This is a genomic window from Apibacter sp. ESL0432 (genome assembly GCF_019469225.1).
Taxonomy (GTDB): domain Bacteria; phylum Bacteroidota; class Bacteroidia; order Flavobacteriales; family Weeksellaceae; genus Apibacter.
Map to the genome: position 1 here is coordinate 1,014,061 of NZ_CP048266.1, position 22,677 is coordinate 1,036,737.

21 protein-coding genes are annotated in these 22,677 nt (G+C 27.3%); 10 read left to right on the forward strand and 11 right to left on the reverse strand.

Translation table 11 applies throughout. From position 1 onward, the window contains the following. Positions 1–18: 18 nt before the first annotated feature. The 5 genes from GYM73_RS04275 to GYM73_RS04295 form a co-directional block, all read right to left on the reverse strand. Positions 19–1,194 (reverse strand): class I SAM-dependent methyltransferase, encoded by a 1,176-nt coding sequence (locus tag GYM73_RS04275; protein WP_220234248.1) that lies wholly within the window; start codon positions 1,192–1,194, stop codon positions 19–21. Positions 1,195–1,343: 149 nt separating this feature from the next. Beyond that, positions 1,344–2,438: an AI-2E family transporter gene (locus GYM73_RS04280; protein ID WP_160567304.1), complete on the reverse strand. Its 1,095-nt coding sequence runs from the start codon at positions 2,436–2,438 to the stop codon at positions 1,344–1,346. Positions 2,439–2,737: 299 nt separating this feature from the next. Further along, complete coding sequence (locus GYM73_RS04285) at positions 2,738–3,091, reverse strand: septum formation initiator family protein (protein WP_160567302.1); 354 nt, start codon at positions 3,089–3,091, stop codon at positions 2,738–2,740. Between the two features lie 3 nt (positions 3,092–3,094). Further along, positions 3,095–3,715 (reverse strand): uridine kinase, encoded by a 621-nt coding sequence (gene udk, locus GYM73_RS04290; RefSeq protein ID WP_160542185.1) that lies wholly within the window; start codon positions 3,713–3,715, stop codon positions 3,095–3,097. Between the two features lie 72 nt (positions 3,716–3,787). After that, entirely contained in the window at positions 3,788–4,717 is a 930-nt protein-coding gene (locus GYM73_RS04295) for a dihydroorotate oxidase (protein ID WP_160542184.1), read from the reverse strand. A gap of 360 nt (positions 4,718–5,077) precedes the next feature. On the opposite strand from GYM73_RS04295, the gene GYM73_RS04300 reads away from it, so the two are divergent. From GYM73_RS04300 to GYM73_RS04320, 5 genes are all read left to right on the forward strand, one after another. Further along, a complete protein-coding gene (locus GYM73_RS04300) occupies positions 5,078–5,452 on the forward strand; it encodes a CD225/dispanin family protein (protein ID WP_166006416.1) in 375 nt (124 codons plus the stop codon). A 57-nt stretch (positions 5,453–5,509) separates the two neighbouring features. Beyond that, positions 5,510–5,935 carry a DUF2752 domain-containing protein gene (locus tag GYM73_RS10015; protein WP_160542182.1) on the forward strand — a complete coding sequence of 142 codons (426 nt, stop codon included), beginning with the start codon at positions 5,510–5,512 and terminating at the stop codon, positions 5,933–5,935. Positions 5,936–6,062: 127 nt separating this feature from the next. Continuing rightward, a complete protein-coding gene (gene metG, locus GYM73_RS04310; RefSeq protein WP_220234249.1) occupies positions 6,063–8,102 on the forward strand; it encodes a methionine--tRNA ligase in 2,040 nt (679 codons plus the stop codon). 168 nt (positions 8,103–8,270) lie between these two features. Then, positions 8,271–8,831 carry a hypothetical protein gene (locus tag GYM73_RS04315; RefSeq protein WP_220234250.1) on the forward strand — a complete coding sequence of 187 codons (561 nt, stop codon included), beginning with the start codon at positions 8,271–8,273 and terminating at the stop codon, positions 8,829–8,831. A gap of 382 nt (positions 8,832–9,213) precedes the next feature. Further along, positions 9,214–10,164, forward strand: coding sequence for an endonuclease (locus GYM73_RS04320; RefSeq protein ID WP_220234251.1), 951 nt, complete (start codon positions 9,214–9,216; stop codon positions 10,162–10,164). Between the two features lie 17 nt (positions 10,165–10,181). On the opposite strand, the gene GYM73_RS04325 is transcribed toward GYM73_RS04320, so the two are convergent. After that, a complete protein-coding gene (locus GYM73_RS04325; protein WP_105297502.1) occupies positions 10,182–10,532 on the reverse strand; it encodes a hypothetical protein in 351 nt (116 codons plus the stop codon). Between the two features lie 145 nt (positions 10,533–10,677). On the opposite strand from GYM73_RS04325, the gene GYM73_RS04330 reads away from it, so the two are divergent. Beyond that, on the forward strand, positions 10,678–11,355 hold the full coding sequence (locus GYM73_RS04330; protein WP_220234252.1) for a hypothetical protein: 678 nt from the start codon (positions 10,678–10,680) through the stop codon (positions 11,353–11,355). Between the two features lie 796 nt (positions 11,356–12,151). Here GYM73_RS04330 and tig read toward each other — a convergent pair. Next, on the reverse strand, positions 12,152–13,510 hold the full coding sequence (tig, locus tag GYM73_RS04335) for a trigger factor (protein ID WP_220234253.1): 1,359 nt from the start codon (positions 13,508–13,510) through the stop codon (positions 12,152–12,154). A gap of 459 nt (positions 13,511–13,969) precedes the next feature. Here tig and GYM73_RS04340 point away from each other — a divergent pair, with 459 nt between their 5' ends. Both GYM73_RS04340 and GYM73_RS04345 read left to right on the forward strand, forming a co-directional pair. Next, positions 13,970–14,731, forward strand: coding sequence for a DUF3822 family protein (locus GYM73_RS04340; RefSeq protein WP_220234254.1), 762 nt, complete (start codon positions 13,970–13,972; stop codon positions 14,729–14,731). Further along, entirely contained in the window at positions 14,728–15,282 is a 555-nt protein-coding gene (locus GYM73_RS04345) for an RsmD family RNA methyltransferase (protein ID WP_220234255.1), read from the forward strand. The genes GYM73_RS04340 and GYM73_RS04345 overlap by 4 nt, the downstream gene beginning before the upstream one ends. Before the next feature lie 106 nt (positions 15,283–15,388). Here GYM73_RS04345 and GYM73_RS04350 read toward each other — a convergent pair whose 3' ends face one another. Then, a complete protein-coding gene (locus GYM73_RS04350; RefSeq protein WP_166003595.1) occupies positions 15,389–16,171 on the reverse strand; it encodes a nitrilase-related carbon-nitrogen hydrolase in 783 nt (260 codons plus the stop codon). 301 nt (positions 16,172–16,472) lie between these two features. Here GYM73_RS04350 and ahcY point away from each other — a divergent pair, with 301 nt between their 5' ends. Together ahcY and GYM73_RS04360 are read left to right on the forward strand one after the other, a co-directional pair. Beyond that, positions 16,473–17,786, forward strand: a complete 1,314-nt coding sequence (ahcY, locus tag GYM73_RS04355; protein WP_166003598.1) for an adenosylhomocysteinase — start codon at positions 16,473–16,475, stop codon at positions 17,784–17,786. Between the two features lie 365 nt (positions 17,787–18,151). Further along, positions 18,152–19,363: an acetate/propionate family kinase gene (locus tag GYM73_RS04360; protein ID WP_160565279.1), complete on the forward strand. Its 1,212-nt coding sequence runs from the start codon at positions 18,152–18,154 to the stop codon at positions 19,361–19,363. Positions 19,364–19,438: 75 nt separating this feature from the next. Here the strand turns inward: GYM73_RS04360 and GYM73_RS04365 are convergent, their stop codons facing one another. The 3 genes from GYM73_RS04365 to GYM73_RS04375 form a co-directional block, all read right to left on the reverse strand. After that, on the reverse strand, positions 19,439–19,681 hold the full coding sequence (locus GYM73_RS04365; RefSeq protein WP_220234256.1) for a hypothetical protein: 243 nt from the start codon (positions 19,679–19,681) through the stop codon (positions 19,439–19,441). A 97-nt stretch (positions 19,682–19,778) separates the two neighbouring features. Next, the gene (locus GYM73_RS04370; RefSeq protein WP_166003601.1) at positions 19,779–20,648 is read right to left on the reverse strand and encodes a cupin-like domain-containing protein; all 870 of its coding nucleotides are present in this window, start codon (positions 20,646–20,648) and stop codon (positions 19,779–19,781) included. A 29-nt stretch (positions 20,649–20,677) separates the two neighbouring features. Then, the gene (locus tag GYM73_RS04375) at positions 20,678–21,976 is read right to left on the reverse strand and encodes an aminopeptidase P family protein (protein WP_105297512.1); all 1,299 of its coding nucleotides are present in this window, start codon (positions 21,974–21,976) and stop codon (positions 20,678–20,680) included. Between the last annotated feature and the right edge of the window lie 701 nt (positions 21,977–22,677).

Sequence of the window (22,677 nt, forward strand, 5' to 3'; positions counted from 1 at the left end):
TTATATTAAATTGGCAATCTAGATACTTTCTGCCAGCATGCAAATATTTCCTTGTAAAGAACGTGTAAAAATTAAATACTTAGTTCCGCCATCAACAAGCTTATATTTTTTCTTAATTTCTTCAGGTCTTAACGGATAATTTCGACTGATTATATTAAATTGTTTATGAATAGTTTTTTTAGGATTAAAATTTTTGTCAATAAGTATGAAAGTACGTCCCGGAAAATTTTCAATTTTGTTTTCTGAAGTGTACATATGGGAATTGGAATGTAACTTATCAATAGTAAATTTAATACCTAATTGTTTAAATGCTCCTGATTTTAATAGGGATGAATTGGGTATATATAGATACGATTTCGGAATGGAATAGGAGGGAACTGGAGATATTTTTTCCTCTTGCCAAAAATAACAAAAATCAGGCTGTCCTGATTCCAGATTGATACAATGTACATAAGGATTGGAGAGGTTTAATTTATCCTCAGGATTCAATTGCACTATTAATTCTTTGGTTTCATTTTTAACAGACACAATATAAATTTTTGAAATCGGTAATTGATCAATTGCTCTTTGAAGATCAAGAAGAGGAGAAAGCTTAATAAAAATGGAATTCGAAAATTTAAATAATGTATCTTTTAAGTTTAATATATTAGGGAATAGATCTTTTAAATCAATTTTTTTATTTTTATTTTCATCACGTCTGGATGGATCTAAATAAATAAAATCGAAATGTGTAGAATTAGAAGAAATAAATTCCTCGGCGGTTTTGTTTATAAAGTTCACATTTTTTTTACCAAGTACTGTAAAATTATGTTTTACTATTTCCAGGAGATCAAGATTCGGCTCGACATAATAAAATTCTTTGGTTTGTTCCGATAAAAAAAAACTATCAATTCCCGTACCACCTGTTAAATCAATACCGGTTTTGCCGTTTATAATTGATTGTTTAAATAAAGCCGTACTTTGAGATGAAGCTTGTTCAAGGTTAATATGCGGAGGGTATATGATCTCATTATTCTCATAAAGAAATGGAAATTTTTTTTGAGAAATTTTCTTTCCTTGAATTTGTTGAATTAATTCAAGAGAAGAGATCCCCGTAAAAGGAGATTTTTTAAACCTTAATTCCGATATATTAGAATTAAGATGGTTGGTTATATATTCTTGAACTTCTTTATGTAGTAAATGAGTATTTATCACAATTCTTGAATGGCTATATATTAGTTACAAAATTACATGATTGTAAATAAGTTAAATATTGATTTATAAAAAGTACTTTATTTAATTTTAAAATAGATTTTTTACCAAAAGACATTATTAGAATCTTTGCAAGATTGAAAGTTTTTTAACTACAAATTTTTTGTAATGGCTTGTACAATTTTAAAACGGTTGAAGAAGCTTTTCATAACGACTCTTAATACCGTATAACCGGGAATTGCGAAAGTAACACCGATAGCACCAAATAAAATACCGAAGATTAGCATAACTAAAAAAATTTCCAATGGATGAGATTTGACACTTTTAGCATAAATTAAAGGTTGAAATATCGCATTATCAATTAATTGGGCAATTAAATATAAAATACTGATCCAAAATATGGTAGGTATAATTTGACTATTAAAGTCCATACCTAAGGAAAACATACTGCTCATGCTGAGCAAATTGATAATAAAAAAACCAAGCAAAGGTCCTAAATAAGGTATAAGGTTACAAAACGCACAAAACATAGCTATTATTACCATATCTTTAATGTTAAAACCGCCCAAAATAGCTAAATAAAGTAAAAACATAGAACATATTTGTAAACACAATCCAAGAAAATATCTGGTTAATAAATCTTTAATATTAGAGAGCACCTGAATGACTTTTTTTATGTCATTGGTTGGAGCTGCACCAATGATCATTCTGTTAAATAAGTCTTTTTCTCTTAAAAAGAAAAAAGTAATAAATGTTACAGAAAATATGGAAATACCTAATTCAGCTAAAATTGAAAATCCACTTTGCAGTGTATCCATATGTATTTTAAAATTAAACTTTGAAGTAAATAATTGTGCATAATTATCTTCAAATAAATAGATATGCTTGCTTCGTAAGGCTTCATCAATTAATTTTACTTGTTCTGTTATTGAATTTTGTAATTTATCTGTATCCAACAAAGATAAATTTCCGGCTTGTTCGATGGCTAAAGGAATTACAAAGCTTAAAAAAGTAAGAAGAGTACCTACCATAATTAATAGAGTGATACAAGCAGAAATGGTATTAGATATTCGAACCTTTTCACTTAGAAAATTCATTAAAGGTCTTCCCATTAAAGAAAAGGCAAATGCAACAAAAATATAACCTAATACAAATCGAATTTTCCATAATAAAAAAAATAAAAGAACTGTAAGTGCAATAACGGATACAGCGCTAATTATACCTTTACTAATATCTTTGTAATTCATACATTATAAATATCTTTTACCTTATTTATCTTATTCTTACTATTTATCCCATTAACTGGTATTTTTAATTTATATAGTATACATTATATGATACAGTTACTATAAAATTGTTAAAAGTTATAGAATCATATCTTTTTATATTATACTAATTTTTTTTAAAATTATAAAAATATAAGTTATTTTAAAGCTTATTAATTAAATTAATAAAGTTATAACGAAATAAATGTTAAAGTATGCATTTTAAATGTATTTATTTTAAAAAGCTAAAAAAATATGTAACTATTTAATTAATCTAAGATTTAAGGGTTAGATTTTGGCGTTATAGAATCATCTTTCGTTACCATGATGAAAATATCTTCATTATTTTTTTTAAAAAAATAATTTTCTCGAGCATATTTTTCTCGAGCTTCTTTATTATTTTTTAAATTTTTATACTGAATATTTTCAGAATCTAGTTTACTTTTATAATATTCTTTTTCATGTTTTAATTTGGAAATTTCATTATTTAATTCTTTATGAGTTAAATAAGAATTTGTATCAAAAAAAAGCATCCAAATAATAAATATAATGGAAAGTATTAAGTAAATACTGGAATACCAGTGTTTACCGAAGATAGATTTTTTATCTGACGATTTATTGCCTTTTTTTTCCATTCTTTAGTTAGAACGATTTTTTAAAGTATTTTGGATCACCGTACTTAATACATCAATTGCAACAGTATTTTTTTTCATTGTCGGAATTATAATGTCAGCATAAGCCATAGAGGGTTGTATAAATTCTTCATGCATCGGTTTTAAAGTAGATTGATACCTACTCAATACTTCTTCTAAATCTCTGCCTCTTTCCTGAATATCTCTTCTGATTCTTCTAATTAATCTTTCGTCAGAATCAACATTGACATATACTTTAACATCAAATTCTTTTCTTAATTCAGGATTTGTCAATACTAATATTCCTTCGACAATAAGGATTTCCTTAGGTTGAATAATCGTAACATCTTCCGTTCTGGAATGGGTTATAAAAGAATAAAGAGGCTCTTCAATAGCTTGCCCCGCTTTTAACTTTTTTACATGGTCGATTAATAAATCAAAATCAATAGCTCTCGGATGATCGTAATTTAACAGTTCTCGCTCATCAAATGACAACTCAGGATTGTAATGATAATAATTGTCTTGAGTGAGTACATTTACACTGTTGGAATCCAATTGATTAAGGATGTTGTTTACAACGGTTGTTTTTCCGGAACCAGTTCCTCCGGCAATACCAATGGTTAACATTTATTTTATTATATTTTTGAGTTTATTTTTTTAAGCAGAAAATAGTGTACCAAAATTTAGCTAAAGTAAATATTAAAGTTCTTTAAGCATACCTTTAAAATCGGATAATGTAGCGTAATTTTTGGTTTTCATAATTTCTTTTAATTCAGAAGATAATTTGGAAAAAATTTTAGTATCGTCTTTCATTAACTGTGTACCAACCTGAACCATGGAAGCCCCGCATAAGATGTGTTCAAAAACATCTCTACCGGTTTCGACCCCTCCACATCCGATAATATAAATATCTTTTCTTAATAATTTATAAAACATTCTAACATTAGCTAAAGCGGTAGGTTTTACATAAGCTCCTCCAATTCCTCCAAATCCTCCTTTAGGTTTTATAACAACGGATTCATCTTCAATATACAAGGCATTTCCGATACTATTGATACAAGTTACGAATTGAATCGGGTATTTATTTAAAATATCGGCAACCATTTCAAAATGTACCATATCAAAGTATGGAGGAAGCTTAACTCCTAAAGGTTTTGTATAAAATGAAAATACCTTATTCAAAACTTCTTCAGTTCTTTCAAAATCATAACCCGTTTGTGGTTTTCCAGGTATATTTGGGCAAGATAAATTTAATTCAACCAAACCTTGAAAATCAGACTTTTCAATTTGGTTCAACATTTCTATATTATCTTCTAACGTTAAACCGGCAACTGAAAAAAATAAGTTATCATTTCCTTCTTTGTGTTCATTAAGAACATAATCAAGATAAAATTCAAAACCTAAATTTGGTAATCCCATCGAATTAATACTTCCTAATTTTAAATCAACATATCTAGGAGACGGGTTACCTTCTCTAGGAGATAGGGTACAACTTTTAGTTATCCAAGTTCCTGATCCTGAGTTTTTCATGTTCGATAACTCTTCTAACGTCATACATTTTACACCCGATGCATTCATCAAACAGTTACTGAATTTTTTATTGGAAATGGTTGTTTCTAAAGATATCATTACTATATTTTTTGCAAATATCAGAATATTTATGGTGAATAGAAAGTTATTTACTATTCACTCTTTAAAAAAGTTATTACTTGCTTTATAATAGATGCTTAGAATATTTTATTTATAACTTATACAATCTTTAGGATCATGGTTTAATTAATATAATTTATTTAATTTAACAATCTAAGATTATAAATTTATGATAAAAGGTATAATTTTTGTAATTATTGAGATTAATAAAAAATAATTTTTATTTTAATCATTTTTTTACTAAATATTGATTTACAAATAAGAATATATTTCATAAATTAATAAATATTTAAAATTATTGGTTCAATAGAAAATTATATATGATAAAAAATTTTATTTATGGAAGATCAACATTCAAATTTGCAATATGAAAATTCAGCTGCTTCGACAGTTCCAACTGACGAAAAAAATGATAGATTACCCAATAATCATATGGTATTAGCAATTATTTCTACCATACTTAATATTTTTTCTTTTAGTTTAATAGGAATTATATTTGGAGTTTTATCTATAATATTTGCTAATGAGGTAAAAACTATTTACAATTCCGGAGATCATTTCGGAGCAATGCTAAAATCAAAAGACACTCGAATTTTATCAATAATTTCTTTAATTATCTTTTTTTTCAATGTATTAATATACATTTTACTTATTCTCTTTATTATATTTTTTGGAAATATGTTTTATTACCAAGGATGGTTTAAGAATGGTTAAGTTGTTCTTAAACCACTTATAATATTAAAAATAAATTGATAACTATTTCTGTAATTTATGTTAATCAAAATTCTTCGAAATAGAGGTTTAGTGTGGTTTAGCTTACTAACTCTTATTACTTTCTTATGTATATATTATTATGTTATAAATCCCAATAAAACAAATTTAGCATTACCATGTCTTTTTAAATTATTAACCGGACTAAATTGTACGGGTTGTGGCGGACAAAGGGCGTTTCATTTTTTATTACATGGAGAATTTTTACAAGCGTCACGTTATAATATTTTAATATATTTTCTACCTTTTCTTTTATATGTAGTATTTGCATCAATTCAGATGTATATTTTTAATAGTAAAAAGTATGTTATCAAATTTATATTTTCAAATGAAATTGGAATACTGATTTTAGTGTTTCTAATTATTTTTACTGTTTTAAGAAATATCCCTTATGAACCATTTATATATTTAGCTCCTCCTAAATAAAGACAATTTAATATAATAGGATAAAAATATAAAAATAAGATAATCCTTTTTTAGTATTTTGTTACTTTGTACCTTTGTTAAAGATTGCATACTGCATTTTTTAAACAAAAAACATAATATTAATTAAATGAGTAGATATACTATAACTACAGCACTTCCCTATGCAAATGGCCCTTTACATATAGGTCATTTATCAGGAGTATATATACCTGCGGACGTATATGCCCGATTTTTAAGAAGAAATGATCATGATGTTATATTAATAGGAGGGTCAGATGAACACGGAATTCCAATTACGATAAGAGCGAAAAAAGAAGGTGTTACTCCTCAAGATGTGGTAGATAGGTATCATGAATTAATGAAGCAAACATTTACGGAATTAGGAATTTCGTATGATAACTATTCGCGTACTACGGCTCCTATACACATTAAAACAGCTCAAGAATTTTTTTTAAAACTATACGAGGATGGAAAATTTATTGAAGAAGAAACAGAACAATATTTTGATGAAAAAGCAAATGAATTTTTAGCAGATCGATATATTGTAGGAACCTGTCCTAAATGTGGTAATACAAACGCATATGGAGATCAATGCGAAAAATGTGGTTCCACATTGAGTCCGGATGAACTAATCAATCCTCATTCCATGTTAAGTGGTGAGAAACCTATTTTGAAAAAGACGAAGCATTGGTATTTGCCTCTTAATGAATATCAAGAATTTATTTCCGATTGGATATTAAAAGGTCATAAAAAAGATTGGAAACCCAATGTTTACGGTCAAGTGAAATCATGGTTGGAAGAGGGACTTAAACCTCGTGCCATGACTCGAGATTTAGACTGGGGAGTGCCCGTGCCTTTAGAAGGAGAAAAAGGTAAAGTTCTATATGTTTGGTTTGATGCCCCGATAGGGTATATTTCCTCCACCAAAGAGTGGGCGGAAAGAACAGGAAAAGATTGGAAACCTTATTGGCAAGATAAAGAAACCAAGCTGATTCATTTTATTGCAAAAGATAATATTGTTTTTCATTGCATAATTTTTCCGTCTATGTTGAAAGCTCATGGGGATTATATATTACCGGACAATGTACCGGCTAATGAGTTTTTAAATTTAGAAAACGATAAAATATCAACCTCAAGAAATTGGGCGGTTTGGGCTCATGAATATCTTGCTGATTTTCCGGGAAAACAAGATTCTTTACGATATACTTTACTAGCCAATGCCCCTGAAACAAAAGATAATAATTTTACTTGGAAAGATTTTCAAACTAAAAATAATTCAGAATTAGTAGGAATTTTTGGTAATTTTATAAATAGGGTATCCGTTCTAATTAATAAATATTATGATGGAGAAATACCCGAAGTTGGAAATAACTTTCATTCCGAAGAATTAGAATATCTTTCTAAAATATCCAAAGAAATATCAACTTATTTATCTAACTACGAATTTAGGAACGGTTTAAGTTCTTTAATGAATTTAGCTCGTTTAGGTAATAAATTTTTACAAGAGCAAGAGCCGTGGAAAAAAATTAAAGATGAACCGGAAAAAGTAAAAGAAACTTTATACGTATCAGCTCAAATTGCTGCTTATCTCGGGGAATTATCTGAGCCATTTATACCTTTTTCTTCGCAAAAAATAATGAATGGTTTAAATTTAAATTATCATTCATGGAAAGATCTTGAATCAGGTAAAATCTTGTTACCTTCCGGAAGTAAAATAAATCTTATATCCCTTCTTTTCGATAAAATTGAAGATAAACAAATTGATTATCAAATTGAAAAATTAGAAAATTCAAAAAAACAAAATGCTTCTCTAAATAATAACCGGGCAGAACCTCAAAAAGATAATATCACATTTGATGAATTTGATAAGATTGATTTAAGAATAGGTACCATATTGGAAGCCAAAAAGGTTGAAAAAGCTGATAAATTACTGCAATTTAAAGTAGATACAGGAATAGATGTTCGAACCATTGTATCGGGAATTGCAGAAAGCTTTACTCCTGAAGAATTAGTTGGTAAGCAGGTTACCGTACTTGTTAATTTAGCTCCCAGAAAAATACGCGGCATTGAAAGTCAAGGGATGTTACTTTTATCAAAGAATGTAGATGGAAAATTTTCATTTATAACCCCTGATGATATCATTGAAAATGGTGTATCTGTAAAATAATTTCAGATTTTTTAAATAATATAAAAACCCCTTTATTTTTGGGGTTTTTGTTTTATAATTAATTAAATTATATGTAAATAAAATAATGATATTTATTTATATATTATAATAAACTATTAATTGGTATAGTTTTTGTATTTTTTATTTTAAATTTTAACACTAAAAATTATGGAATACTTATTTAATTCAATTTCTGAATTTATTACCCCTGAAGTAATAACCAATATTTCCAAAATTTCAAAGGAAAAAGAATCAAATATTATTCAAGCCCTTCATACTACAACAGCTAGTTTACTTGAATTAATTTTAGAGAAAGGAGAGCAAAAAAAGCTAGAATCCATGTGTAAAAGTATTGGAAAGATGAATATATTATTTAGTGTTTCAAATTTATTTTTGGATCCAACGAATTTAAAAAAGCAATGTGCAAGTTCTAAATTTTTGATTTTTTTACTTAAAGATCGATTAGAAGAATATTATTCCTTGATTGCCTCTTCTTCTCAAATATCTTTATTAAATTCTAAAATTATAGTAAACAAACTGGGCTTATTAATATCTGCTTTTCTAGGTGAAAAAATAATTTCTAATATTAGTTTTGTTACTATATTAAATCAACTGCAAGATGAAAGAAATGATTATCAGGTATATATACCTTTTGAGATGTCTAAAGTTATAGAGGAATATAATTTTAAAGCCTATTTGCAACAAAAATTTTGGATGTCATTTTTTTGATGATGTAATCTCTAAATTAATTTATTGACTTTTATAAATTTTGATATAATTCTATACATTATATAAGTTTTACATTATCTTATCCAATATCTATAGTGCAAATGCTCTTATTAAGCTTTGTTTAACTGTAAGAATTTAGTTTATGAATTATATAGTTTTATTGAACTAAATTACAGCGAAAAGCCTTTTATGTATTAGATAAATTTATAAATATAAATCCGGGAGTTATAACATCAATAGTAAATAAGACCATGGTTATAAAACTTTCAATTGGTTTAAGTAAGTAATACAATAAATGAAAAAATACTAACTATTGTTTACGGTTGGGAATAAATATTGCATTATATAATAAATTAATACATTTGATATATAAAAAATATTTATGCATCATACCATTGCATTTTACAATGTTGAAAATTTATATGAATCCGGAAGTAAAAAAAATATTGGCGATTTACCTTTTCAGGGTAGTCGTTCCTGGAACATTTCAAGATATAAAAATAAATTAGCTAAAATAGCCAAAACTATTAGTCGTATAGGAGAAGAAGAAACTCAAAAGTTACCAACGTTTTTTGGTTTATGTGAAATTGAAAATAAAAAGGTGATAGATGAACTTCTTGAAGAATTTCCTTTTAAAGCTAATTATGGGTATGTTCATAAAGACTCATTGGATGAAAGAGGTATAGATACTGCTTTTTTTTACAATAAAGAATTCTTTACTATTAAAGATTCAGAATTTATAAGAATTCCTATATTTAATAGTGATGGTAGTAGAGATTATACAAGAGATATTACGTATGCAAAGGGAAAGCTAGAAAATATTACCATTCATTTTTTTGTATTGCATTTACCCTCTAAACGAGAAAATAATATTAATGTATCTAAACGTATTCATATTCTTCACGAATTAAGAAAAAAAATTAATGAAATTTTTGATAAAGATATCTTAGCAAATATTATTATAATGGGTGATTTTAATGAAGATCCTACCACCACCTATTTATATCAACAGCTTTGGAATAAAAAAACGATACAAGAATTAAAAGAACGTGAATTATATAATCCTTTTGAGAATTTATATAAAAGAGATTTATACAGTACTTTTCATGAAGGAAAAGGGATGCTTTTTGATCAAATTATTTTTTCAAAATCTTTTTTCGATGAAAACAGCAAACTCAGATATTCAAATTCCAATGTATTTAATCCTCCATTTCTTCAAAATCCGGATAGGGAAAAATTAGGAACCCCTTGGCGGACCTATACAGGAAGTAGATATTTAGGGGGGTATAGTGACCACTTTCCTGTATATGCTATTATTGAAAATATAAAGTAAAAATAAGATTTTATATCTTAAACTTTAAAATATTTCTTTTTCAACATATAGATAATATCTTTTTGAGTAATGAATATTTCATCAATAAGGGTATCTGACTCATTCATTACCGGTTTGTCTTTAGGAATATCATTCGAATCTAATAACATAGATCCATTACCTGTAAGCAGCCAAGTAGGATTTAATTCCGGAAACGTATGTAAAATTTTTTCAATAGTATCTGTATGTAAACCCGACTTGTTCCTTCTAGCCCTTCCGATAAGTCCAACAGATAAATTTGCTAACTTAGTTAGTTTGTTATCATTTAGGTTTTTATAAACCATAAAATCTAGTAATCTGTCAATAGTAGTTTTATGTTTATTTTCCATAATTTAACGAATAAAATAATGAATATATAAAAAATAAGGTATGTTTATTAATAGTACAAAATTAAAAAAAAAGTTTTATATTGATAATTTTCAAGATTAAATATTTATATTTACAATTAAAATAGTTGTGTAACTGCTTCAATATATGATACAAAAAGATTTTTTAGAGAACATTATCGAAATTTTTAAACAGAATGATAAATTTGAATATGTTGACTTTAAAGTTGATATAAATCAAAATACTATTAAAATTATATATCTAATAGAACCCAAATATTATATTTTATTTAAAGATGAAAATTATTTCATTGAAAAAAAAGATAACGAAAAATACACTATTTCAGGAGAAGCAGTTCCCGGCAGATTTTCAATGCATGAAGATTTCATTATAGATTCAATTGCTAACGTATATATAAAAATAGAAAAATGGTTGGAAGTTATTTGGAATGAAATTTCATTAGCTTCACCATTAGGTCTTTTGGCAGAAGAACAAGAACAAATAGATAAAATTTGTGAAAAATTTGATGAATATGATGATTATTTCAATACGGAAGAAATTATAAGAATTAAACAAAAACTTAAACTCCTTAGAAAAAAGCTTGAAGAAGAAATAACATCTATTGTTGATGACGAAGAGATTAGCAGATTGGAAATTCAAAAAATGAATAAGAATTTTGATACATTGGAACAAATACTTCCTTCACTAAAAAAGAAAGGGTGGGTGAGAAGCTTGACCGGTAGAGTATTCCATAATATGAAAAGGTTATTGGATCTTAGACAAAAATTAATATTGGATTCCTTCAATAAGCATAAAGAAGAATAGAAAGTTAATTTATCTATTAGTAATTTTTATAATGCTATTATAAATTTCTATATGGAAAAAAATCTATTAAATTAAGATTCAAGGATAAAATATATAGTTAAAATTTTCTAAAATTTTATACACATAATTTTATAATAATTTTAACATTGCTCATTTTTTGTCTCTTTTTGTTGTATAATTGCTTAATAATCAAATAAATATTTTTTTTTCAGTATTGAAAATATATAGTTTTTTGTCAATAATTGATTAAATGAATTTAAGCGGTTTTGGATATTAGAAAAAAATCTATAACTTTGTAATCAAATAAATGAGGCTAAGGAAAATAAAGATTAACGTAAAGAAATTAAAAACTAAATAGAATATAACATAATATAAAGATATAAACACTAAAAACTAAAAATTATTAATTTAACACTAAAGCTTAACACACTTTAACACTAATAACTTTATTAGAATTAATTAATTAACGCTTTTAACACTAAAATTATTAATTAACACTAAGACTTAACACACACACACTTTAACACTAAAAGCTTAGAAGAATTATTAATTAATTAACACTAAAACTCAATTTTGAAATTGAAAGATCATAATTGATTGAGTATTTATTAGAAAAGTCATCTTTTTAACACAAAAAGGTGACTTTTTGCTTTGCAATATACATATAATAAATTAAATGATATTTATTTTTTTATAAAATTTATAAAAAAACAGACTATTAAAATAGCCTGTTTAAATATATTATTAAGAATGAGATTAATACATTATATCATTATATATACTACAATGTTTTAACTTATTTTTTAGCTTCCTTTTCTTCTGATTCTTTTTTCAGTATTGCATCAAACTTTTCTAAAGTTACAGTTTTTTCTTTTTTCTGAATTTTTGAATCAAAAATTTTGAATAATTCTTGTTGAATTAAGTTGCCGGAAGATTGACGAACATGTTCTTCATTTTTCATTGCATTCGCAACATATTTGTCTAACTCTGAATCAGGAATATCTACATATCCATACATTGCAAATTGTTGTTTCATTTGATTTTTAGTGAATTCAACCAAATCATTATATTGTACGCTTATCTGATTATCTGAAAGAATTTGACCTTCAATTAATTGATAACGTAAAGCTTTTGCAGATTTTTCATATTCTACATCCGCTTCTTCGTCGGTCATTGGTTCTTTGGACTTGCTTTTAATGAATTTTTTCAAAAATTCAGTCGGTAAATCGAATTGTATAGTATCTAATAACCATTCAACAGAATCATTCATGAATTTAGTATCAGATTCCTTTTTATAGTAATTTTCGATTTCTTCTTTAATTTTAGCTCTTAATTCTTCTTCGCTCTTAATTTTATCTTTACCGTAAACTTTATCAAAAAGATCTTGATTTAATTCCGCTTTTGTTCTAATAGAAGTTTTTTCAACAGTAATTTTTAAATTGGCATTAAAGTGATGAGCATCTTCATGGGAAAGCCCAAAGAAATGTTGAAGTTGATGTACATCATTAAATAAATCTTGAGCCTTGATAGTAATTACATCACCTTTTTTCTTACCTAAAAAAGAATCTTTATTCTTTAAATCGTCTACCATAAAAGTTATAGTAGTATTTACACCACCTTCTACAGGGTTTCCTTCAGCATCAATTTCTTCTACTTCTCCTACAAAATTTCCACCTTCTTCAATAGCGTCGGCATCTACAACTTCTCCAAATTGAGTTTGCATTCTAGCAACAGTGTCATCAATTTCTTTTTCAGTAGCCTCAATTTTATAATAAGGGATTTTAGCTTTTGAAAGATCAACTTTGAATTCAGGAGCTAATCCTAATTCAAATTCAAAGGTCATATCTTGAGCATTTTTATCCAATTCATTATTTTCTTTAGGCAAAGGTTGCCCTAAAATGGATAATTTGTTTTCAGAAATGAAGTTACTTAAAGCATCATTTAAAACTTTGTTGATTTCTTCAAAAGTTACCGCACCTTCATATTGTTTTTTAACAATACTCATCGGAGCTTTTCCTTTTCTGAAGCCAGGCATATTCAGCTTTTTACGATAATCATTAAGTGATTTCTCAACGTTGGGTTTATAATCTTCCGGCTTAATGGTGATTTTAACAATAGTATTTAAATCATCTATTTTGTTTTGTGTAACGTTCATTTATATTCTAATTTATAAGCGGGCAAATTTACAAAAACTATTTAAAAAAAGGAAATATTTTAATACTAAGGATAAAATTGAAATCATATTTAATTCTCAATAAATCTGTCATTTATCAAAATTATACTTCCTAGATTTTATGTATTTTTTTAAGTAATTAATAAAAAATGTTTAATATGTTATTGTTTACTATTGTATAAATAAATGGTTCATAAAGATAAACATGAATATTAAATTATACAGTTTTATAAATGGTTTAAACAAAATTTATTTAGATAAAAAAAAAATCTGATCAATCACTTAATTTTAAAAAAGAAAATATAGTTTTACTATCAAAATATACAATTAGTTAATTAAATACCGGTCCATAGACTAATTTCATAAAGTTTATAATGTATATAAAAATTGTGTATGATGTTGATATGATTTATATTTGCTATTCATAATAATAATCAAGCTTTGAAAAAAAGTAAACGATTACATACCTCCAATCCATCATTATCTACTACAGTAAATTTTTTATTTGAAGATAAAAAAGCTTCTTATATTATAAATAATGAAAAAAAAATTATACATTATGAAAATTTAGTGAACCAAGTAGATAAAGAAACCCTAACACATAAACTCTTAAAAAATAATTTTTTTAATACCAAGTGTAATTTTTTAGACATTACACTATTAAATGACAAATTTACCCTTATTCCCAATGAATTTTTTGAAGAAAGAACTGCAGAAAAGTTTTTAAATCTTAATGTTCCGCATTTAGAAAATTTAGGAATACGATTTAATTTAATACCCAATTTTGATTTAGTTTTAGTTTTTTATTATCCCGAAATAATTGAAACTCTTTTTACCTCTTATTCCGAAAAAATAAGAATTTCTCATACGGGATTTAAATTTTTATCAAAAATTAACAAAAACCTTTACAGTAATGGTTTTTTTATACACATTTACGATCATTATTTTGAGATATCCATTATAGAAAATCAAAAATTAATTTTATATAATATATATCCATACAAAAAAGTTGAGGATATAGAATATTTTTTGAAATTTATTGCAAACACTTTATCCCAAAATCTTTCAACCCATATATTATATTATTACCATATACCGCACCATCTGAATGCAATAAAAAAATTTAAAAAGCTTTTTCAAAAGGTAGTACCCGGTGATGAAAACACTTTTAAAAGAGAAAATTATACACTATTAGATATATGATACGAATTATATCAGGAAAATTAAAGGGAAAGAAGATTTCAGCCCCCAAACATTTTGATGTTAGACCCACAACTGATTTTGCGAAAGAAGCATTAATTAGCATTATTTCCAATAGATATATGATATCGGATATTTCAGTGCTCGATTTATTTTCCGGGATTGGTTCAATAGATTATGAATTTGCTTCACGTGGTTGTAAAGATATAACCTCGGTAGAATTGAACGGAAAGCATGTTAAATTTATTCAAGATACCATTAAACTCTTAGGAATAAATGAAGTAAATGTGATAAAACAAAATGTTTTTAGTTTTTTAGAAAAACAAAGCTATAAAAAATATGATCTCATATTTGCAGATCCCCCTTTCGATTTAGAAGATAAACAATACGAAAATTTAATAAAATCTGTATTTGAGAATCATTTTTTATCCGAACAAGGCGAATTTATTTTAGAACATAATACAAGAAAAGATTTTTCCGAATTTCCAAATTTTACCGAATCCAGAAAATACGGTAATGTTCGATTTTCTTTTTTTAGTTTATCTCAAGAATAACCAATAATACATGTTTATACGAATTATCTTAATTATAGAAGATTTAAGTTTTTATAATTAAAAATTTTAAAAATTCATAAAGGATAAATTTGTTTCAATTTCTTTTCTAATCATTTAAAATTTTAAAATGATCTCGTTCTTCTAAAAAATTATACTGAGATCTCCATTTCTTTATTTCATCTAGTGATATAGTGTGACTATAAATTGCATTACGGTTATTTGTTAAATTTAACTTTTTACCAACGGGTGTGTAAATAGATGAATGACCAATGTAATTGAGCCCGGTTGGTTCGGAACCGATTCTGTTTACTCCGCAAACATAACATAAATTTTCAATGGCACGAGCTTTCAATAATGTATCCCAAGTATCTATACGTGAATCCGGCCAATTAGCAACATTTATCAATAAATCATAATACTCCGTATTTCTGAACCAAACCGGAAAACGCAGATCAAAGCAAATCATTGGACAAATTTTCCATCCTCTATAGGAAAAAACAACGCGCTTATTTCCCGATTTATAAGATCGATTTTCTCCTCCGTATGAAAATAAATGTCGCTTATCATAATACGTTACTATTTTTCCTTCAGCAACAAAGATAAATCGGTTATAAAAATTGCCATTATCTTCAATTACTAAACTTCCACAAATAGCGGTGTGTTTTTTTAAAGAAATTTCAATCATCCACTTTATTGTTCTACCGTCCATTTTTTCAGCGATTTTAGTAGGATTAAGACTGAAACCGGAATTAAACATTTCAGGTAAAATAATAAGATCCGATGAAGTTAAATCTTCTAAAAGTAATGATAAAAAAGAAAGATTTTCAGAACAATTTTCCCACTGAGGAGAATATTCGATTAAATTGACAAATAAATCATTAGTAATCATACTATAAATTTTACAAAAACGTATCTTTTTTAATACTAATAAATACTTTAACCCAATTTATAAAATATATTTAACATTAATATTTAAGAATCAAATTAGTAATATTAAAAAATAGTCTAAGCATAACCTAAAAAATTTATTGATCCTATATTCAATTACCGCGAAATTTTAATATCTAACTGCATGGATTATTAGATTTTATTCTTTTATAATACAAATCTACGAATTTATTAATTTTTAAAGATAAATTTAAGTTGTAAGTTGTGAATTAAATTAATAACTTTGAATAAATTTTATTAGTATGAGCACAAAAATTGATTATATCCCTTATAAAGTAAAGGATATCTCACTGGCCGATTGGGGAAGAATGGAAATTGAATTAGCGGAAGCAGAAATGCCCGGATTAATGGCCTTACGTAAAGAATATAAAGACGAACAGCCTTTGAAAGGTGCAAGGATAGCCGGTTGTCTTCATATGACTATACAAACCGCTGTTTTAATTGAAACTTTGCAAGCATTAGGAGCTGAAGTTTCTTGGAGCTCATGTAATATTTTTTCTACTCAAGATCACGCAGCAGCCGCTATAGCAGCTAAAGGAACATCTGTATATGCTTGGAAGGGAATGAATGAAGACGAATTTAACTGGTGTATTGAACAAACACTTTTCTTTGGTGAAGATAAAAAACCGTTAAACATGATTTTAGATGATGGAGGAGATTTAACAAATATGGTTTTAGATAAATATCCCGAGTTAGTACCGGGAATTAAAGGTTTATCAGAAGAAACTACTACAGGGGTACATCGTTTGCACGAAAGAGTAAAAAACGGTACGTTGTTATTACCGGCCATCAATATAAATGATTCCGTTACCAAGTCTAAATTTGATAATAAATACGGATGTAAAGAATCTGCTGTTGATGCAGTACGCAGGGCAACAGATTTAATGATTGCGGGAAAAGTAGTTGTAGTTGCAGGATATGGTGATGTAGGAAAAGGTTCAGCTGCTTCATTTAGAGGAGCAGGAGCCAGAGTAATAGTTACTGAAATCGACCCGATTTGTGCCTTACAAGCCGCAATGGATGGATATGAAGTTAAAAAGATGGATTATGCCATTACCAAAGCTGATATTGTAATTACTTGTACTGGAAATTGCGATATTATTCAAAGTAAGCATTTCGAGAGAATGAAAGATAAAACCGTAGTTTGTAATATAGGACATTTCGATAATGAAATTGATATGGCCTGGTTAAATGCCAACTATGGATCTACAAAGGTTACTATTAAGCCGCAAGTAGATAAATATACGATCAATGGTAAAGATATTATTGTTCTTGCCGAAGGTCGATTAGTAAATTTAGGTTGTGCAACCGGTCATCCAAGTTTTGTGATGAGTAATTCTTTCTGCAATCAAACGCTGGCTCAAATAGAATTATGGCACAATTCAAATAACTATGAAAATAAAGTTTATACCTTGCCTAAACATTTAGACGAAAAAGTTGCCATGCTTCACCTGGCTAAAATAGGGGTTGAATTGGATACTCTTTCAGAAAAACAGGCAAAATATATTGGAGTTCCTGTTAAAGGACCATTTAAATCGGATGAATATAGATATTAATAAATTCATTACTACACTAATTATGATCCGGAATTTTTCCGGATTTTTTTTGCTTTTACTAATTATGTTTAGGGTTTATGTAAAGCATTATTTTAATTTAAACAAGTGCTTATCAATCCTTAAAATTTGAATAAATATTAAATTCTTTAATAAGAATACAAATTGTATTATTTAATTGGATATTTATCATTTTTAATTAAACTTTTTAAATGAATTATCTTTTAAACATACTAATTAGAAATACTAACTTTTATGAAGTAAAAAGATTAAAGTAAGATAAATAATAAAATTATTAATCTACAAGATTCATTTAATTTTTTGCATAAAAATTTAAAAGCTATACTTTTGCATTAAAAATTATAAGGATGTTAATATTAGTTATTAATGCGGGAAGTTCTTCTATTAAATATCAATTGCTTAACATGGATTCAAACTCCGTTATTGCTAAAGGATTGGTAGAAAGAATAGGTACGACTGGCGGAATTATTACACACAAATATCTGAAAAACGGCATTTCAGATAAAAAACAAATTCATCAAGAATTTCCTACACATGTTGAAGGAATGAAACTTATTGTTGAATTGTTAACAGCAAAAGATGTTGGAGTTATTAATGATCCATCAGAAATAAAAGGAGTAGGACACCGAATTGTACAAGGCGGAGGGAAATTTAACGTTCCGGTTTTAATTACTGATGAAGTAAAAAACGAAATTGATGAAATGAGTGCATTAGCACCCTTACATAATCCTGCTAACTTGTTAGGTATTGAAGTTGCGCAAAAATTTTTTCCAAATACCCCTCAAGTAGCTGTATTTGATACAGCATTCCATCTTACTATGCCACCTAAAGCATACAGATATGCAATTCCGAACCATTTTTACACAGATCACAAGATAAGATCTTACGGAGCGCATGGAACAAGTCATAAATACGTAAGAAGGCAGGCCGTAAATTACTTAAATAATCAAGAAGCTAAAATCATAACTATTCATTTAGGAAATGGATCAAGCATTACCGCTATTAATGAAAAAGGGGAAAGTATTGATACCTCAATGGGCTTTACCCCGCTTAATGGTTTAGTTATGGGAACTAGAAGTGGAGATATAGATCCATCCGTTCTTTTTTACATGGTTAGAGAATGCGGAGTAAAATTCGAGGAATTGGATGATCTGCTAAATAAAAAATCTGGAATGTTAGGTCTTACCGGAAAAAGCGATGCAAGAGATGTTGACGAGATGTATTTAAACGGTGATCCTAACGCTATTTTGTGTTTAGACTTGTATTCTTATAGAGTTAAGAAATACATAGGAGCGTATATAGCCGCTCTAAATGGTGTGGATGCGATTGCTTTTACAGCCGGAATCGGTGAAAATGATGCCCAATTGCGTTCATTAATTTGCAAAGACTTAGATTATTTAGGTATTAAATTGGATGAAAACAAGAATGTTGAATTGAGCGGGCCGGAAAAGGTAGAAGAAGTTCAGGCTTCCGATTCAAAAGTTAAAATAATGATAATACCTACTAATGAAGAATTAGAAATAGCTAATGAAACTTTGAACATTTTAAAGAAAATGTAAATAGTAAAGATATAAGATAATAAAACAAAAGCTGCAAATTATTGCAGCTTTTGTTTTTTGTTGAGTATAATTTACCTATTTTGTATAAACAACTTCTACATTTTGTTGTTGAGGAAGAGTTTTAGATCTCACCTCATCAGGAGCTATATGAGCATTTGTTTTACCTTTATTTTCTGCAATACCAAAAGTTAACCAATATGGAAGGATACATACTAAAAAAGTAAGACACCAAAAACCTATAAAGGCAATTAATAAAAATAAAATAAATCCTATAAATTTCACAAATGGCCAAGCGCCTATATAAAGCAATGTTACCATAATACAATTATTATATATTGTTTTGCTCAAATGTAATAATTAATTTTAATCAAAACAAAAAATAATTCAGGTTATTATAGCTCAACTTATCAAAAAATTATTTTGAAAGATGAATTGCTCTGTTAGTATCAAGTATGGCCTTATTATTTTTATATTCAATCCATTTTTGCCCCTGTCTTTTTCTCATAAAATTATCGTAATTCCTTTTAATGAAAATATTCAATACAGCATTAGCAAAATTTGCAGGTCTTTTAGCCAAAGATCGTAAACTCATTGAAAAACTCGGAGTTAAGTATTGCATATAGTGCCACCAACCCTCAGGCATGTATAGCATTTCACCATGAGATAAATGAGCCTTATATGGAGTAATGTATTTTAATCCGGGCCATTTATCAAAATCCGGATTATCAAAATCTATGTCTTCTCTGCAAATAGTAGCATATGGTATTTTATACATATACTTCGTATCTTGAGGCTTCATCAATATGCATTGTTTTTCACCTGCAAAATGAAAATGTAAAATATTGGCTAAATCTATATCAAAATGCATAAAAACATTGGAACCCGCACCTCCGAAAAACAACATAGGTAAATTTTTAAATAAATTTAGACCTAAGTCCGGAAACTTAAAATCGTCTTGCATGGCCGGTACTTGTTTCAATATATTAAATAAAAATATTCTTAAATCAGTCGGGCCTTTTTGAAGTAAATCAATATAGTCGGACATTTTCATTCTGGCGTCCGGTTCATTTACTTTTTTGTCAGCACTAACCGGATCATTATTATATAGAGGGACAATTTTATCACCTGCAACTTTTTTTATATAGTCAAAATTCCACTTTTTATAAGCAGGCCAATCTTCAGTCAGTTTTTCAATTACAACCGGTTTTTGTGGTTTATAATATTGATTATAAAAATCTTCTTTGGATATTTTTTCAACTCGATCAATAGGTTTATAAGTAAACATAGGTTAAAGGTTTATAGTTTTTTATAGTATCATGAATTCATAAGATCTTCTAATTCTTCAATTTCGATAGGTATATTTCTCATTAAATTATGAGGATTTCCATTCGATTGAATCACTACATTATCTTCTATTCTAATCCCGAATCCTTCCTCAGGAATATAAATACCCGGTTCAACGGTAAATACCATATTAGGTACAAATGATTCCGTCAGTATACCATAATCGTGTGTATCAAGGCCCAAATGATGTGAGTTTCCATGCATAAAATATTTCTTATAAGCGGGCCATTTCGGGTCTTGATTTCTAACTTCTTCTGTTGTTAAGAGATTTAACTTTAACAATTCTTCCGTCATTATATTGCCCACTTCTTCATGGTAACTGTACCAATTATTACCCGTAATTAAAAGCTTAGTAGATTCATTTTTAACATTTAGTACCGATTGATATACTTCTTTTTGTCGGGGTGTAAATTTTCCGTTCACGGGAAGAGTACGTGTCATATCAGAAGAATAATTGGCATATTCGGCCCCCACGTCCAACAAAACAACATCTCCGTCTTTACATTCTTTATTATTTAATATATAATGCAAAACATTGCTGTTTTTACCGGAAGCTATAATTGGTGTATAAGCCCAGCCTTTAGAACGGTTTTTAATAAATTCATAAATTAACTCCGCTTCAATTTCATATTCCCAAACACCCGGTTTAATAAAAGGAAGAATCCTTCTAAACCCTTTTTCCGTTATATCACAGGCTTGTTGAATAGCGTTTATCTCTTCAGGTTCTTTAATTGAGCGTAGGTGTTGTAAGATGGGATTGCTTCGTAAATAACAATGACCTCTGTATTTATTTTGTAATTTTTTTATGAATCTGTCTTCTCGGGTTTCAACAACTTTTTCGGCTCTATAATGTTCATTTATATTTATATATATATTATCCATTTGAACAATAACCATTTCAAGAATTTTATCAAAATCTTGTAACCAATACACATTTTTAATTCCTGAAACCTCAGTTGCTTGCTCTTTAGAATATTTTTCTCCTTCCCAAATGGCAATATGTTCATTAGTTTCCCGTAAAAAAAGCATTTCTCTATGTTCCTCTAAATAAGCATAGGGACATAATACTAAAATTGATTCTTCTTGATCTATTCCCGAAAGATAAAATAAATCTCGTTGCTGTTGAAAAGGGAGAGTACTGTCTGCACTGATAGGATAAATATCATTACTGTTGAATATTGCAACTGATTTTGGGGCCATTCTTTGGACAAATTTTTTTCTATTTTTAATAAATAAATCTTTGTCTAAAGCATTATATCTGGTATTCATTTAACTAATTTTTATTTATCAAAAATAACAATAATACTTCAACTCTTTATAATTTTAAAAAAGTTAAAAAAGCTTTTTTAGATTATTTACTTTATTGTTATATAGATAAATTTATTATTACAAAAGAGCATATAAATGCATTATTAATAAAATGAAAGGCTATTTTTCTAAATATTATCAATAATCATTGAATAGTCTAATTGTTAATTATTAAAAGTTAAATTAGGTTTTTCTTTTTTTCATGTATTTAAAGGCAAAAAATGTGTGTACAATCATCTTTAAATTTTGTATTATGTCATTTATAATACGATTGGAAGTTGTAAATAAAAAGTGTAAATATTGTTAATTCATTAATTGTTAAATTTACTCTTTGGCTATATTGATCACTTTGGGTACGAATTCATATAATAATTAATGGGTTTAACTTATTTTTATATATCTTTATTATAAATCTTATGATGGTATGCATCATCGGTTGACATCCCTTTGAATCCTTCTATGGTAATAATGTTTACTTATAATGAATAGATATGGCTAAATATATCTTTCATGGCAATTTATTTTTATGTTTTTAGTTTTAATAGTATCATTAATTAGTTAAATAATTTTTACATTATTACCCTATCTTATTACCTCTAATTCGTCAGATCCTTCGGGTATATGGAAACTGAATAAATAACATCCATTAATTTCGTGCTTAT